The 16038-nt window shown below is 59.1% G+C and carries 10 protein-coding genes and 4 pseudogenes; 7 read left to right on the top strand and 7 right to left on the bottom strand.

Going from position 1 to position 16038, the window contains the following annotated elements:
* The first annotated feature begins 187 nt into the window (after positions 1-187).
* Together NKH13_RS28755 and NKH13_RS28750 are read left to right on the top strand one after the other, a co-directional pair.
* A complete protein-coding gene (locus tag NKH13_RS28755; RefSeq protein WP_352915984.1) occupies positions 188-1339 on the top strand; it encodes a porin in 1152 nt (383 codons plus the stop codon).
* Positions 1340-1992: 653 nt separating this feature from the next.
* Positions 1993-2655: pseudogene (locus tag NKH13_RS28750) on the top strand (IS6 family transposase).
* Between the two features lie 153 nt (positions 2656-2808).
* On the opposite strand, the pseudogene NKH13_RS28745 reads toward NKH13_RS28750, so the two are convergent.
* From NKH13_RS28745 to NKH13_RS28730, 4 genes and pseudogenes are all read right to left on the bottom strand, one after another.
* Positions 2809-3701 (bottom strand): annotated as a pseudogene (locus NKH13_RS28745) (PLP-dependent cysteine synthase family protein).
* A gap of 143 nt (positions 3702-3844) precedes the next feature.
* Positions 3845-4485: pseudogene (locus NKH13_RS28740) on the bottom strand (IS6 family transposase).
* 316 nt (positions 4486-4801) lie between these two features.
* On the bottom strand, positions 4802-4963 hold the full coding sequence (locus NKH13_RS28735) for a hypothetical protein (protein WP_352915982.1): 162 nt from the start codon (positions 4961-4963) through the stop codon (positions 4802-4804).
* Positions 4964-5023: 60 nt separating this feature from the next.
* Positions 5024-7270, bottom strand: coding sequence for a hypothetical protein (locus NKH13_RS28730; RefSeq protein WP_352915979.1), 2247 nt, complete (start codon positions 7268-7270; stop codon positions 5024-5026).
* A gap of 212 nt (positions 7271-7482) precedes the next feature.
* Between NKH13_RS28730 and NKH13_RS28725 the strand changes: the two are divergent.
* A pseudogene (locus NKH13_RS28725) lies at positions 7483-9827 on the top strand (biotin/lipoyl-containing protein); the annotation flags it as partial.
* 48 nt (positions 9828-9875) lie between these two features.
* On the opposite strand, the gene NKH13_RS35730 reads toward NKH13_RS28725, so the two are convergent.
* The 3 genes from NKH13_RS35730 to NKH13_RS35720 form a co-directional block, all read right to left on the bottom strand.
* A complete protein-coding gene (locus NKH13_RS35730; RefSeq protein WP_502914591.1) occupies positions 9876-10022 on the bottom strand; it encodes an oligopeptide/dipeptide ABC transporter ATP-binding protein in 147 nt (48 codons plus the stop codon).
* 57 nt (positions 10023-10079) lie between these two features.
* Positions 10080-10214: a hypothetical protein gene (locus tag NKH13_RS35725; RefSeq protein WP_502914590.1), complete on the bottom strand. Its 135-nt coding sequence runs from the start codon at positions 10212-10214 to the stop codon at positions 10080-10082.
* A 121-nt stretch (positions 10215-10335) separates the two neighbouring features.
* On the bottom strand, positions 10336-10689 hold the full coding sequence (locus NKH13_RS35720) for an ATP-binding cassette domain-containing protein (protein ID WP_502914589.1): 354 nt from the start codon (positions 10687-10689) through the stop codon (positions 10336-10338).
* A 610-nt stretch (positions 10690-11299) separates the two neighbouring features.
* Between NKH13_RS35720 and NKH13_RS28715 the strand changes: the two genes are divergently transcribed.
* The 4 genes from NKH13_RS28715 to proX all read left to right on the top strand — a co-directional run bounded on the left by NKH13_RS28715 (position 11300) and on the right by proX (position 15999).
* Complete coding sequence (locus NKH13_RS28715) at positions 11300-12010, top strand: GntR family transcriptional regulator (protein WP_352915977.1); 711 nt, start codon at positions 11300-11302, stop codon at positions 12008-12010.
* Positions 12011-12054: 44 nt separating this feature from the next.
* Positions 12055-12993 (top strand): alpha/beta hydrolase, encoded by a 939-nt coding sequence (locus NKH13_RS28710; RefSeq protein WP_352915974.1) that lies wholly within the window; start codon positions 12055-12057, stop codon positions 12991-12993.
* 98 nt (positions 12994-13091) lie between these two features.
* Positions 13092-14894, top strand: a complete 1803-nt coding sequence (atzF, locus tag NKH13_RS28705) for an allophanate hydrolase (protein WP_352916048.1) — start codon at positions 13092-13094, stop codon at positions 14892-14894.
* 82 nt (positions 14895-14976) lie between these two features.
* Positions 14977-15999, top strand: coding sequence for a glycine betaine/L-proline ABC transporter substrate-binding protein ProX (gene proX, locus NKH13_RS28700; protein ID WP_352915971.1), 1023 nt, complete (start codon positions 14977-14979; stop codon positions 15997-15999).
* Positions 16000-16038: the final 39 nt, after the last annotated feature.

Here is a 16038-nt window from a genome sequence, read left to right as displayed (position 1 = left end):
AAAATGCAACTGATACTTCGTTATGCGCCTGGCAGACGGAATTTGAACTTGCACTAATTCGCCCAGCGAATAGCGTTCGAGCCGGGAAGGATGCATTGCGATGCGCATCTTTTTCGATCGTGGGGACAGGGAGCGGTTCGTCCATCGACGTCCTCGCCCCTTTCAAATCATTGAATGGAGATCAAGTATGAACATCAAGAGCCTTCTTCTCGGCTCCGCTGCGGCACTGATCGCAGTTTCCGGTGCGCGCGCCGCCGACGCCGTCGTCGTCGCCGAGCCGGAACCCGCTGAATACGTCAAGATCTGCGACGTCTACGGCGCTGGCTACTTCTACATCCCCGGCACCGAGACCTGCCTGCGCATCGGCGGCTATGTCCGCTACGACATCGGCGTCGGCGACGTTGGGTCCTACGACGGGGCGCGGACCCACGACGTCCAAGACGGCAGCGACCAGGGCACCTGGCGCAAGAACGCCCGCTTTGACCTAAGGACTTGGACCGGCCAGGAAACCGAACTCGGCACTTTGAAGACCTACACCGAGACCAAATTCAATTTCGGTAACCGCAACGCCTATTCGGGTCCCGACAGTCCCCAGAACTATGCCTTCAACAAGGGCATCACACTGAACTTCGCCTGGATCCAACTCGGTGGCCTTCGCGTCGGCAAGGACGAGTCGGCCTTCGATACGTTCATCGGCTACGCCGGCAACGTCCTCAACGATACGCTCGTTCCCTACGGCGATTTCGACACCAACGTCGTGCAGTACTACTTCGACGCCGGCAATGGCTTCTCCGCCGTGGTATCGCTCGAAGAGGGGTCTGGCGTCGTCGGCACGATCGACAGCTACGTTCCGCATCTTGTCGGCGGCGTGAAGTACACGCAGGGCTGGGGCGCCATCAGCGGCGTCGTGGCTTACGACAGCAACTACGAAGAGGTAGCCGGCAAGGTCCGCTTGGATGTGAACGCCACCAACGAACTGTCGCTGTTCATTATGGCTGGCTATGGGACCGACGACAACCTAACCGATGGGACCTACGCCATTCCTGCCGGCGGTCGCGGCTTCTACAAGCAGTGGGGTGGCAACTGGGCCGTCTGGGGCGGCGGCACCTACAAGTTCAACGAGAAGACCTCTTTCAACCTTCAGGCGGCGTATGACGAGTGGAAGAACCTCGGCATTGCCGCCAATGTCGCCTACGATATCGTTCCTGGTCTGACGATCACGGCCGAAGTCGACTATCTCCACGCTGGCAAGTTCGGGGATGTCAACTTCTCTAACTGGACCAATGCCGACAAGAAGAACAGCGTCGGCGGTCTGCTTCGCTTCCAGCGCTCGTTCTGAGCCTACGAGCACGTTACCGCGTTCGAAGCGGTAACTGCGAGCCTTCAATTCGCGGCTGAACCATTGTAGTGAGGCTTGTAGAGGTTGTCGGCGGATTGCTTGATCACGGACCTCCAATCCGAGCATTTCGTCGATGAGAAGGGCGCCTGTTCCCGGGCGCCCTTTTTTTAGGGTCTATCATCAGGCTCGCGCGAGCGAGATGGATCGCGCGCAACTGTGAGGCGGACCGCTCTCTCCATGCCAGAACGGCATGATCCGCAAAACGGCGCTGGCGGCAGTTCAACGTTGAAAAGCAATGGCTTCGAGCCAGCATCCGGTCACCCGAGGCCCGCCGGCAAGGAGTCCGCGCCGCCGCCGCCCGGGACCAGCTTCTTGCCCTTGGAAAGTTAGGCGTTAACTGCCGGCGGTTTCGAAAGCGCTCGCGCCGATCTCCTCGACTTCTATTGAGATCGGATTGCCGGTATATTCTGCCTCTCGGTTCATCAAGGCCGGCCCAAAACACGCGGGCGTTTTTTTTCGCCAGCGAAACCGCGACGATGGAGAGCCGCGCCAGCAGGGTGGCCACATCTCGCGGCTAGTCCAAGGGATCTGTTGCAAGTTTTTGATTATCAGCGCTGTGGCACGGAGCCTTGGATCATTTTCGGAAGGTTGCAATGTTCAAAGGCCGTCAGTTCGACCAGTCCGTGATCCTGCTTTGCGTGCGCTGGTACCTGGCCTCACAATCTGAGCCTGCGTCATCTAGCGAGCGCGGCATTACGGTCAATCACACGACCATCCACCGCTGGAGCGTTCGTTTCTCGCCCTTGTTGCTCGAGCGCTCAACCGGCGCAAGCGTAGTGTGACCGGCAAATGGCATGTCGACGAGACCTCATCAAGGTCCGCGGCCAGTGGATGTATCTCTATCGCGCCATCGACAATGTCGGTGACACAGTCGAGTTTTGGTTCAGCGAGTAGCGCGACCGGCCGGCGGCCAAGCGCTTCTTCAGAAAGGCGCTGGAGCGTCATCGCCGACCGGATCGCGTCGTCATCGACGGGAGCCAGACCAACCACGAGGCGATCGTTTCCTGCGACACCACAAATTGCAGGGTCGCGCCCGGCGCCGGCTGAAGCCGATCCGGATCCGCCAAAACCAGTATTTGAACAATCGGATCGAGCACGACCATCGGCGCATCAAGCGCCGTATCCGGCCGATGCTCGGCTTCAAATCGACGGCCACCGCCGCCACCATCCTTTCCGGCATCGAAGCAAGCCAGGCGAGGTACGCCTTCAATCCGAACTCGTCCCTGGCCGAGCAGTTCGAAATCCTCGCCGTCTGATTGACCTCGCGCCCCTATTCAGCCGTTGCAACAAAACCGCGTCAGACGGGCATTCTTGTGGATGTTCATTCGGTCCTCCGAGAATCACTGAAGCTTCGACAATCTCAGCTTTCTCGGTCGGGGACGAATGGACAACCTCCTGAAGGCTCTCAACTAACTATAGCTCCATAAGTCCGTGGAAAGGTACTTTAGACCGGAATCACAAATCATCACAGCGACGGTCTTCCCTCGCGGGTCACTCTGCAAGAGTTGGAGGGCCGCGGCGACGTTTGCGCCGGAGGAGAATCCTGCAAAGATACCTTCGAAGCGCGCGAGCTCTCTCGCGACCCGCTTCGCTTTGTCACCACTCACTTGCAAATAGCCATCGATTGGCGCGCCTTCAAGAAAGGCCAAATTTGGCATAGCGTATCCACCACCTTGGATGGGGTGCTCTGGGTGCGTAATGTCGTGCCCGGCGACCGCTGCGGCGCCAGCTGGCTCCACAACGAAACACCTTATTTCACTATTTCGCTCTTTGAGTGATTTCGTAACACCGGCGTACGTGCCACCGGACCCCAAAAAGTCGACGAACGCGTCGAGACTGCCACCGGTCTGTTCCCAAAATTCAAGACCTGTGTGATTGTAATGGGCGCGCCAGTTTCCGTCGCGAAAGAATTGATCTGCCCGAAACGCTCCTCGTTCAGCGGTAACGCGAACGGCTTCCTCATTCACCCGTTCCAGATCACCTCCTGAAACTTGGCCGGGAAGGGATCCAGGAAGTTGGTCAACAAGCACTACTCCAGCGCCGAGCGCACGCATCATCCTGGCGCGCTCTTCAGAATTTCCTTCGACATAACGGCGACGAATGGATAGCCCTTGATAGAGCAAACAATAGCTAGGCCGGTTCCCATGTTTCCGGACGTAAGCTCGACTACGGTCTGCCCAGGGCTCAAAATTCCCTGTGCTTCGGCTTCTTCAATAATCCCGAGTGCTGCACGGTCCTTTTTGGAGAAGCCCGGGTTAAGGTAGTCCAGCTTTGCGACGATTGTGCCGTCGACCCCGTGCATCCGCGTGAGTCGATCTAGCTTCACAAGCGGCGTGCTGCCGATCGCCCCTATAACCGAGTCATAAACTTTGTTCATCCCAGTTGGCCTCTGTGGTTCTGTCGCAATCGTGCTTTTGGTCACAACGGACGCTTTCGCGCCGATGATCATGCTGCAAGGATTTCGAACTGCTCTGCGATCGATATTACAGGCGAACCTCGCCTGCCGTTTGCGCATCATGTGAACCATCTCGATATCGGAAAGGACGGCATAGGCAGTGGGCATCGACTTGAAGCCAAGCACCGAGTGCGGCGTCTGATGCGCCAACGGTCCTGCTCGATCCGATTGTTGAGGTACTTGCTCTTGTGGATGCGGATCGGCTTCAGCACTTGTCGCGATCGATTCCGCGGACGGTGTTCGGCGTTGCAGGAAATGATCACCTCATGATTGGTCGCTGTCGTCGATGACGATGCGATCCGGTCTGCCGTAGCGCTCAAGGGCCTTCCGGAAGAAGCGCTTGGTTGCCGGCAGGTCGCGGTTCGCTGGAGAAGAACTCGACTGTGTCGCAGACGCCGTCGACGGCACGATAGAGATACAGCCATTGGCCGCGTAGCTTGGTGTATGTCTCGTCCACGTGCCACGTGCCACGTGCCACTTGCCGGTGACGGCGCGCTTGCGCGTTGAAGCGCTCCCGAAGCTGAGGCGAGAAGTGAACGACCCAGCTATCGCGCGGGCTGAGATCGTAGGCCAGATACCAGCGCACGCACTGCAAGATCACTGATCGATCGAAATGACGGCCTTTGAACATAGCAAGCGCTCCCCGAAAAACAGACGCCTTCAAGCCAGACATGGGTTGCCATTCCGTTTGCGACAGAACCCCGGCAGGAGCCGAAGCTCGCTGCCGGGCCGGACGCCTTGGGAGGCGGCGGAAGTAGGTATACTCGCGCATCGATGCTCGATCGCCGTGTTCCACGGCGATCGGGTCAGCTCTAGGCGCCAGACGTTGTGTCATCGCAATACGCGGATTAAACGCGTCCCTCAGGCTCATTGACCAGAGTAGTGGGGCCGACCCCAAGCAGAAGGCGTCTCGATCGTTGCTGGCCCAGCCGGCCATGATCTCGATCCTAGAAGAAAAAACTACCGTCGCCGCTTTGCGGCGCGACGGCGGACCAACTGCGGGCAGCTACCATCGCCGCGACAGCAAGCGCAACCACGATGTATAGCATCTCGGTCGTGCCGTCGCCCCCATCCGGGGCCACGCCGAAGATCCGCTCGATAAAATCCATGTCTATCTCCTTCCTGGAATGAAATGCTCACTGAGCCGCATGTTTTTCCTCGGTGCCCACCTAGGCCTTGCCGGTCCCGAGCAGCACGACGCCGGCGGTATTGAGCGCGACGTTGAGCGTAGTGACATCATCGTTCACTATCGCGTCCAACTTTTTGATCTCTCCGCCGACCTTCGACAAGATCTCATCCGCGACCTGCCGCGCTTGCAGTGTCGGCGCCGCATCGGCGATGGCGACTACGTTGACGAGGTCGATGAGCGAACCGACCAAGCCGCCCGGGTTGCGGACGTCTTGCGGTGTCTCGCGCCTGAAGTCGATCAGCGCTCCCTCGATTGCCTCGAGCCGCCCGACCAGTGCTTGCGCACGCTCGCCAAGCGATTTGTCACTGCCGACCACCCGCTTCTGGACATCCGCGAGCTGCCGCTTCAGGAGCCGCATGCGATTGACCGCCTGGTTAAGCGCCGAAAGCATGCCGAACAGCTCTTGTAAGAGCGCGAACTGCTCGGCGAAATCCTTTTCGGTCGTAGCTATTCGCGGATCCTTGACGACGGTGAAGCCGACCGTCTGGTTCTCGTCGTCGACTTGAAGCTCAACCTTGAAGCTGCCGGGAACCACCGCCGCGCCGTTCGGGTCCTCCTCCTCCGGCGTAAGAGGCTTGTACTTCCGGGTCCCCAGCGACTGGTCGAGCTTGGCCGGTCCAGGATACCTGAGATCCCAGACGAAGCGGTGGAGCCCGGCCCTTGTGCCGGGCTTCTTGTTGAAGGGCGCCTGCTTTTCGTCGCTCGAGAAGGAGACAATGGTCTCGCCCGCAGCGTCCTGGAAGGTGAGCTTGACCGGCCCCTCGATATCACTAGGCAGCCAATAATAAACGATTGCCCCGTCCGGCGGATTCTCGCCGCAGTCGAGATAGCGGCGATCGCCCCGTCCGTCCTCCAACTCCACGATCTCCGTGGCGGCGCCGATGCACCAACCAAGGCTGTAACTCATGCCGACCTTTGAGAAACCCTGCCCAACGATCCAGTTAAGCTTAGTCCGGACTGTGGGGCGCGGGCTCACCAGCTTCACGTCCTTCTGATCAGAGGCCAATTCGCGCAACGGCGTCACGTCATCCATGATCCAGAAGGACCGGCCATGCGTGCCGGCGACGAGGTCGCTTTCCTTGATTTTGAGATCGTAAACCGGGACCACGGGCAAGCCGCCGGCCATGCGCGACCAGTGCGCGCCGTCGTCGAGACTGAAGAAAACCCCGGTCTCGGTGCCGGCGAAGAGCAAGCCTGGACGCACCGGGTCGGCGCGCACCACGCGGGTGATCTCGCCCTTCGGGAAGTCCCCAATAACCGACTGCCAGCTCTTGCCACCGTCCTTCGTACGGAAGAGGTAAGGCTGGTAGTCGCCGAGCTTGTAGCGCGTAGCCGCAAGATAAACGGTGTCAGCGTCATGCGGTGAGATTTCGACGCACCCAATGTAGGCGAGCTCGGGCGTGGCTTTCGGCGTGACGTTGCTCCACTCGGCCCCGCCATTGCGCGTCACATGAACGAGGCCGTCGTCGGTGGACGCCCAGATCTCGCCTTTGCGGTGCCGAGATTCCACGACCGAAGCGCATATTGCATGCACCTCCGCGCCCAAGTTTTCGCGGGTCAAAACGCCGCCCGAATAGTCCTGCCTAGCGGGGTCGTTGATACTGAGATCGGGCGAGATGGCGGTCCAGCTCGATCCTTCGTCGCGGCTGCGGAAGACGTGGTTACCGCCGGCATAAAGCGTCTTCGCATCATGGGGCGAGAAGGTGAGCGGGAAGGTCCATGCAAAGCGGTAGCGCATGTTCTTCGGCGCGATACCGGTCGTCTTTTCCGGCCAGACATTCACGAGGCGGATCTGCCGCGTACGGTGGTCGTAGCGTTGCAGAGGTCCCGCGCCGTCTGGGCTCGAGCCGATCGCGCCGACGATGTCGGGATCCTCGGGATTAACCACGATGAAGCCGCTCTCGCCCGTGCCCGGATAGGTGCAGTCGCCCAGGCTGATCACGCCCCATTCGGTAGCGCTCGGGACCGAGATCGAGGTGTTATCCTGCTGGGTGGCGTAGACCCGATAGGGGTGCCGGTCGTCGACATCGATGCGATAGAATTGTGCTGTGTTCTGATTGTAGATCGAGGACCAGGTTCTGCCTCCGTTGAAGGTAATGCAGGCACCGCCGTCATTACCTTCGATCATCCGTTTGGGATTGAGCGGATCGATCCAGAGATCGTGGTTGTCGCCATGAGGCGTTCTCACCTCGGTGAAGCTTGCCCCGCCATCGGTCGACTTCCACATCTGGAAATTCGTCACGTAAACCGTATCGGCGTGTGTGGTGTCGGCGAAGACATGGGTGTAGTACCAGGGGCGGTGGATCAGATCGCGGTTCTGCGAGACGTGGATCCAGTGGTCGCCATAATCGTCGGTGCGATAGAGCCCAATCTTGTCGCCCTCCGCCTCTATGAGGGCGTAGACGCGCCCGCGCTGGGCCTCGTTCCTGCAGGATGCCGACAGCGGCCGAGCAGGTCACCGGCATAGACATCGTCAAGGCGCAGATCCACATCCCGACGGCTTCGCCATCGGCACGCCGGGATCGGGCGTGCCGATGCAGATGGACATCAGGCTGAACGGCCATGCCTTGCAGTGCCGCATCACCACCGAGGATCCCGAGCACAATTTCATTCCGGATTACGGACGCATCACCGCCTATCGCGGCGCGACCGGCTTCGGCATCCGCCTCGACGGCGGTACCGCCTATTCGGGCGCCGTCATCACCCGTTTCTAGGATCCGCTGCTGGAAAAGGTTACGGCGTGGGCGCCGACGCCGGCGGAGACCATCGCCCGCATGAACCGCGCCTTGCGCGAGTTCCGCATCCGCGGCGTCGCCACAAACCTCACCTTCCTTGAAGCGATCATCAACCACCCGAGCTTCGCCGACAATTCCTACACGACCAAGTTCATCGACACGACGCCGGAGCTGTTCCAGCAGGTCAAGCGCCAGGATCGCGCCACCAAGCTGCTCAACTATCTTGCCGACGTCTCGGTGAACGGTCATCCCGAGACGCGCGGGCGGCCGCAGTCGAAGGCGGATGCGGCGGCACCGGTGGTGCCGTATCTCAACGGCAACGTGCCGGGCGGCAGCAAGCAGAAGCTCGACGTGCTGGGGCCGCAGAAATTCGCCGGCTGGATGCGCGAGCAGAAGCAGGTGCTGGTCACCGACACGACGATGCGCGACGGCCATCAGTCGCTGCTCGCGACGCGTATGCGCACGCATGACATCGCGGCCATTGCCGGCATCTATGCGCGTGCCTTGCCGCAGCTCTGGTCATTGGAATGCTGGGGCGGCGCGACTTTCGACGTGGCCATGCGCTTCCTTACAGAGGATCCGTGGGAGCGGCTCTCGCTGGTGCGCGAGGCGGCGCCCAACCTGTTGCTGCAGATGCTTCTGCGCGGCGCCAATGGCGTCGGCTACACCAATTATCCCGACAATGTCGTGCAGCATTTCGTCAAGCAGGCGGCCGCCGGCGGCATCGATCTGTTCCGCGTCTTCGATTGCCTGAACTGGGTCGAGAACATGCGCATCGCGATGGATGCGATCGGCGCCGAGGGCAAGCTGATCGAGGCGGCGATCTGCTATACAGGCGACATACTCGATCCGGCGCCGCGGCGACGGTGCTGGCGGCGGTCGACAGCGGCGTCGATGCCATCGACGCGGCGATGGATTCGCTTTCGGGCAACACCTCGCAGCCATGTCTCGGCTCCATCGTCGAGGCGCTGAAGGGCACCGATCGCGACCCCGGCCTCGATCCGCAATGGATCCGTCGCATCTCCTTCTACTGGGAAGCGGTGCGCAGCCGGTATGCGGCGTTCGAGAGCGACCTGAAGGGACCGGCGTCGGAATCTATCTGCACGAGATGCCGGGCGGACAGTTCACCAACCTCAAGGAACAGGCGCGCTCGCTTGGGCTGGAGACGCGCTGGCACGAAGTGGCGCAGGCCTATCACGACGTCAACCTGATGTTCGGCGACATCGTCAAGGTGACGCCGTCGTCGAAGGTCGTCGGCGACATGGCGCTGATGATCGTCAGCCAGGATTTGGCGGTGGCCGATGTCGAGAACCCTGACAAGGACATCGCCTTCCCCGACTCGGTCGTCTCGATGCTGCGCGGCGATCTCGGGCAATCGCCCGGCGGCTGGCCGGAGGCACTGCAGAAGAAGGCGCTGAAGGGTGACAAGCCGATCACAGTGCGGCCCGGCTCGCTGTTGAAGCCGGCCGATCTGGAGGCCAGCCGCAAGGAGATCGAGGAGAAACTCGAGCGCAAGCTTTCGGAGTTCGAATTCGCCTCGTGGCTGATGTACCCGAAGGTGTTTTCGGATTCGCCGGTGCGCAGGAAACCTATGGGCCGGTCAGCGTGCTGCCAACGCCCACCTATTTTTACGGCATGACGACGGAAGACGAGATCTTCGTCGACATCGAGAAGGGCAAGACGCTGGTGGTGCGCTGCCTGGCCATCGGCGATGTCGACGACAAGGGCATGGTCACCGTGTTCTTCGAACTCAACGGCCAGCCGCGCCGCATCAAGGTGCCCGACCGGGCACATGGAGCTTCCGCCGCCAAGGCGCGGCGCAAGGCCGAGCCCGGCAATGAAGCGCATGTCGGCGCGCCGATGCCGGGGGTCGTCTCGGCGCTTTCGGTTGCTGCAGGCCAAGCGGTCAAGGCCGGTGACGTGCTGCTGTCGATCGAAGCCATGAAGATGGAGACGGCGCTGCACGCCGAGCGCGACGGCACGATCACTGAGGTGCTGGTCAAGGCCGGCGACTACATCGATGCCAAGGATTTGCTCGTTGTTGTTTAGGCTGCATGCCCATGTCGAGAAGCTCTTGGACTCCCGCCTTCCCACTGATCAATCTCTGAGAATCTTTCGGCTCCATCGACCGGCAGCAATCTCCTCAGCTTTGCAGCGGTCGAAGGCCAGAGGGCAACGCGGATGGAAGCGACAGCCGTTCGGCACGCGCGCGGTACTTGGAACCTCGCCTTGCAGGGCCGGCAACTCGGCGCGACCTGTATTGGCGCCAATCTGCCGGGTAGGGTTACGCAAGGCGACGGTTTACGGATGGCGGGGGTTGAATGTGATCTCGTCGGCGCTACCGATCTCGACCAATTTTCCAAGATACATGACGGCAATTCTGTCGGCGATCAACCAGGCAAGCGGCAAGTCGTGGGTGATGAACAGTAGCGCCATATTGTGCTTGTCGCGAAGGGCTACCGAGACCTGAAGAATCTGTGCGCGATCGAGACATGGAGCATCGACACAGGTTCGTCGGCAACGATGAGTTCCGGCTTCACGGCAAGCGCACCGGCAATCACAACCCCGCTGGCTGCCCGCCGGACAGTTCGTGCGGGAAGCGGGAAAAGAAATCACCGGGAGGATTGAGCCCGGCGGCCGCGAGCGCCTCGCTCACCCGGTCTTCAAGCGGTTTGCCATTCTCGACCAACCGCAGGGAGCGCAACGGCTCTGCCAAGCGGCCTACCGTCGTCTTGCCGCTGCCCGATTCCCCGACCAGGGCGACAATCTCACCTCGTCCGATGTTGAGGTCGATCCCGTCCACCGCGCCCACGGCACCGGCAGGTCGGCCCAGGAGACGGTCGAACAGCCCGCCCTGGATCGGAAAATGGACCTGCAGGCTCTCGAGAAGCAACGTGGATGGAAGGCGCAACCTGAGGGTCGATTCACAAGTTGGGGGGATCACCGGGTATTGGCCGAATGGTCCGTTTGCCGCTCGCTGGGTTCGGGATCGATTCGATAAGGCGGGTGTAGGGGATGTTTAGGCTGGGCGAAGATCTCGGCGACAGGGCCATCCTCGACGATCCGGCCCGCATACATGATCATCACGCGATCACAACTCTCAGCCACGATAGACAGGTCGTGGGTGATCAAAATTAGGGCAAGGCCAAGCTGCGATCGCAACTCACCCAGCAGCTCGCCGCATCATCGCCGATCGGAAGTCGGTTACCGCGACAACAATCGACGCACCAAGCAACAAGAATACGCCTTGTAGGACAGATAATCGCTTGCGTTTAGTGCTTCCGCGGTAGTCCGCCCATGCCCGGCCAGGCGTCCTGCGCTACGGTCCAAAGGACGCTGAACAAATCCGAGGGCGCTCGGCGGCCGGCGCACAGTCGAAGCTGTGTTCGATTTCGAACCGCTCTTTTCCTGCCCCCGTTAGTGCCCTCTCACAACTCCGTGTGCCGCATTGACGTAGCACACCCTCTTGTATACTAGCTAGTGTCCCAGCAGGCAGGTTGATGCGAGGAACGAGGGGGTCAATGGCGAAGATCGTCAATATCAATAGAGATCCGGGCAATCTTGCCGAGCGCGCGTATGACGAGATTAAAAGGCGGATTTTCGATTTTGTTTTAATGCCTGGAGATCGTCTGTCTGAGTCGGATCTTGCCCAGCAAATCAATGTCAGCCGTACGCCGCTTCGGCAGGCGCTGCAGCGGCTACAGCAGGAGAGTTTTGTTGAGGCGCTCCCTAGGGTGGGCTGGCTGATTGTGCCGCTCAATTTCGAGAAGTTCGACGAACTTTACGATTTCCGTATCTTGATTGAATGTTTCGCCGCCCGAGAGCTTTGCACCGCGGGAAAGGACTGGCCAGAATTGCAGTCCCTCGCGCTCATCTGGCAGGTGCCCGCCGCCGAGCGATTGCAAGATGCAATAAAAACAAGCGCGTTGGACGAGGCATTCCATCGAATAATCGTAGAGAGCACTGGCAATCGAGAAATGATGCGCACGCATCGCGAAATTACAGAGCGCATCCGCATCATTCGCCGGCTCGACTTCACTAAGGATAATCGAGTCACGGCGACGTATGACGAGCATGCCGAAATTCTTACCGCGCTTCAAAATGGGTGCTCTGACGACGCGCAACGACGGCTGACGTCCCATATTGAGATCAGCAAGCGGGAAGTACGACAAATCACCTTAGACATGTTGCAGCGAGCGAGGAAATATCGGCCTCTCATGGGTCAGAACTAAAGTAGAGACCTAGCACGACACCAACTAAATTTGGAGACGAATTCGTGACTGCCAATCTATCAGAACATCACATCCGTCTCGAAAAAACGACTGTGACTTATCGGAAGGTCAGCGGGCACGAGATTCTCGCCGATGTTTACCGGCCAAAGGGCAATAACGTGCGCCCAGTGATCGTTTACATTCATGGGGGCGCCTTAGTCACAGGCAACCGAGGGCTGACGACCGAGAACCACGTCTTAGCGCGAGTGCTCTCCTTGGCAGAGGAAAGTCAGTTTGCGCTTATCTCGATCGATTATCGCCTCGCGCCAGAGACGAAGCTCCCGGTGATCGCCAGTGACATAGAAGCAGCTTTCGCTTGGTTGGAAGCAGAGGGCGCTAAGCGTTTCCATCTCGACGCAGAACGGATCGTTGTTGTTGGCGACTCTGCTGGAGGATACTTGGCTTTAACAACGGGATATCGTGTTCAACCTAAACCCAGGGCCCTTGTCGCGCTGTACGGTTACGGCGAATTGACTGCCGACTGGTACACCCAGCCGAACCCGTATCCCAACTATAATCTGGAGCAAATCACGGAAGAGGAGGCGAAGGAGCAAACAGATGGGACGGTCATCTCTGACGCGCACCTTCGGAAAGGGAACGGCGGCAAGATTTATATGTACTACCGCCAAACTGGGCTGTGGCCTCAGGAGGTCAGTGGATTCCGCCCCGAAGCGCTCCGCGAACACATTGCGCCATATGAGCCAGTCAAAAATGTTACGAGTAGTTATCCGCCAACACTGCTGATCCACGGTACTCATGACACGGACGTCCCCTTCGAGGAGTCAGAGAAAATGGCCGATCAATTCAAGAAACACGATGTTTTCCACTTCCTGATACCGATCGAAAAGGGGGAACATTGTTTCGACGGCGGTAATCCAGCGCAGGTCGAGGATGCTTATAAGTCGATGAGGGAGTTCGTGCTCAAGTACCTCGAGGCGAACTAAAAGAGCACGGAGCGTTGCTTACCACCGCTTCGGGAGTCAACTGCAAATAGTCATAGCAGCGATCGTTAGTTTCGCAGCGGGGAGTTCTTTGCCATGCGATCTGCCAACCCGAGACAGTAGCAGCCATTCTCGGCGCGCACCGCGCAGGTACTAATACACCTGCGCAGACTGTCGCGCGTACCTATCAAAGGATTCGCGACTATAACGATCCCGCCGTCTTCATCAGCCTGTGCGACGAGAGAGACGCAGTTGCGCAAGCCGAGAGGCTCACAGCATCCGAGAATGCTGTGAGCCTGCCGCTTTATGGGGTGCCGGTTGCCGTCAAAGACAACATAGATGCCCTAGGCTTTCCAACTACTGCGGCCTGCCCTGCCTTCTCCTACATTCCGACGCAGGACTCCGCCGTAGTACAGCGCCTACGCACGGCCGGCGCCATCATTGTAGGGAAAACTAATCTCGACCAGTTCGCGACAGGCCTTGTTGGAGTGCGCTCGCCTTACGGTATCCCCAGAAACCCGATCCGCAACGATCTCATACCTGGCGGGTCGAGTGCAGGCTCGGCGACTGCGGTCAGCGCTGGTCTCGTGCCGCTGGCGCTTGGCACAGACACGGCCGGATCCGGCCGCATACCGGCGATGCTCAACAATATCGTCGGGCTGAAGCCGAGCCTCGGCATGATCTCAACTACAGGCGTCGTGCCGGCGTGTCGCACCCTCGATTGCGTCTCTGTATTCGCCCTAACGGTCGATGATGCCGCCCTTGCGCTTGGGGTTATGGCGGTGCCAGACCGCGCCGATCCCTTTTCGCGCGATCGGCGGCTTGGTGCGATGTCGCCATTTCCCACAAATCTTCGCCTCGGGGTGCCGCGAAACGGACAACTGATTTTCTTCGGTGATAGTGAATCAGAGGCTGCATATGTCGAGGCGTTGAGGCGCTGGACCACGCTTGGCGCCGCGCTCGTCGAGTTCGATCTCGAGCCATTTTATGAGACCGCACGCCTTCTTTATGAAGGTCCATGGCTTGCCGAGCGCTATCTCGTGACTCGCAACCTGCTCACATCTTTGCCGAATTCGATCCATCCTGCAGTCCGTGAAATCACCGCCGCCGGCGCGAACTTCACTGCTGCGGAAGCATTTTCCGCATCTTATCGCCTGCAAGAACTGCGCAGAATCGCTGAGCTGACCTTTGCGAATATAGACGCAGTGGTGCTGCCCACAGCACCGACAGTCTATTCCGTTACGCAGGTAGTTGCGAATCCGATTGAACTCAACAAGAGGCTCGGTACCTACACCAACTTCGTCAATCTTCTCGACCTCTGCGGCCTTGCATTGCCGGCTTCGATGCGATCAGACGGTATTCCGTTTGGCATAACGCTTCTTGCTCCTGGAGGCCGCGACGCGAACCTAGCAAGCATCGGACGCGTGTTTCACGCCGATACAAAACTAACCGTCGGTTCAAGGGGGATTGCACAAACACCGCTTACCCCGCTGCCCGCAATTGGAGGTGGCGAGATACCCATTGGTGTGGTCGGTGCGCACCTGTCAGGCATGACTTTAAACGGCGAGTTGAAGGCTCTGAACGGGCGTCTGATCGAGGCGACCAGGACCGCACCGGACTATGCATTGTACGCGCTCGACACCTCGCCGCCGAAGCCCGGGATGCTGCGCGTCGAAGCGGGCAAGGGAGCAGAAATCGAGCTCGAAATTTGGTCGTTGTCCGCGTCTGCATTCGGAAAGTTCGTCAACGCCATCCCGCCCCCGCTGTCTATCGGCACAATCAATCTGGCAGATGGCAGGGTTGTGAAAGGTTTCATTGTCGAATCGGAAGAGGTAGGCGGCGCCCACGACATTTCCGCCTACGGCGGCTGGCGCGCCTTTGTGGCGGACGTTGCAAGGAACTGACGGTGATCGGTCTGCGATCGCATCGGTGAAGAGGCCACTGAATCCTGCTTGGCCAGCAGTAACCTTCTAAAGGAGAACAGGAATGAAATGGAATAAAAAGTGGTTGCGCGAGGCTCTGCTAATAACCGCGAGTGGACTTTCACTCATCGTAAGCCCAGTGGGTGCAGCAGAGCTTCCGGGCAAGGGGATTTCAGTGCAGCCCGCCGACATGAATTTTGCTAATGAATGGTTTCAAGAAGAACTCGTGATCATGGGCATGGAAGAGCTTGGCTTCGATGTCAAGGAATCTGCTTCTATGCAACTCCAAGCGGCGTTTATAGCGGTGGCTAGTGGAAACGCGACTTTCCACGCGGAATTCGCGGATCCCATACACAGGACGTTTTACGAGAACGCGGGCGGCAAAGCGAAGCTACAACCCGTAGGGACCTTGATGGAAAACGGCACGCAGGGCTATCTCATCGACAAAAAAACCGCTGACACGTATAAAATCAAAACTATTGACCAACTCAAGAATCCCGCGATCGCAAAGCTGTTTGACATAGACGGCGATGGAAAAGCTGACTTGTATGGATGTGACGCAGGTTGGGGCTGCGAGCGTACCATTGAGCACCAACTCGATGCCTACGGTCTTCGGAATACCGTGAACCACCTGCAAGGCTCATATGAAACGATCATCGCCGATGCGATACAACGCATCAAAGAAGGCAAGCCTACGGTATACTACACCTTCACTCCATTTTGGCTAAGCAGCATCTTACGGCCGGGGCACGAAGTTGTTTGGCTGACCGTTCCGTTCACCGCCCTGCCTGATGATCAAGCTGGCAGCGTGACGGAGGTGGCCAACATTGGCAACACTGGGTTTCCTATCATGACAATGCGCGTCATGGCCAACACGGAGTTCTTAGATAGCAATCCGGCCGCGCGTAAATGGTTCGAGCTGTTAAGCGTTCCGGTCGAAGACGTCAACTCCGAAAACGTTCTTGTACGCAAGGGTCAGAATACCCGAGCAGACATCCGTAAACATGCTGAGCAATGGAAAGACGAACACCATGCACAATGGGACGCATGGATAGCCGAAGCGAAGTCGGCTGCTCACCACGAGTAGTCCTTATGCGGAAGAGTGGGCGAGTGCATTCGTCCACTC

It is taken from the genome of Mesorhizobium sp. M1348 (assembly GCF_040317925.1).
Taxonomy (GTDB): domain Bacteria; phylum Pseudomonadota; class Alphaproteobacteria; order Rhizobiales; family Rhizobiaceae; genus Mesorhizobium.
This window is presented reverse-complemented; position numbering and strand designations above follow the sequence as displayed.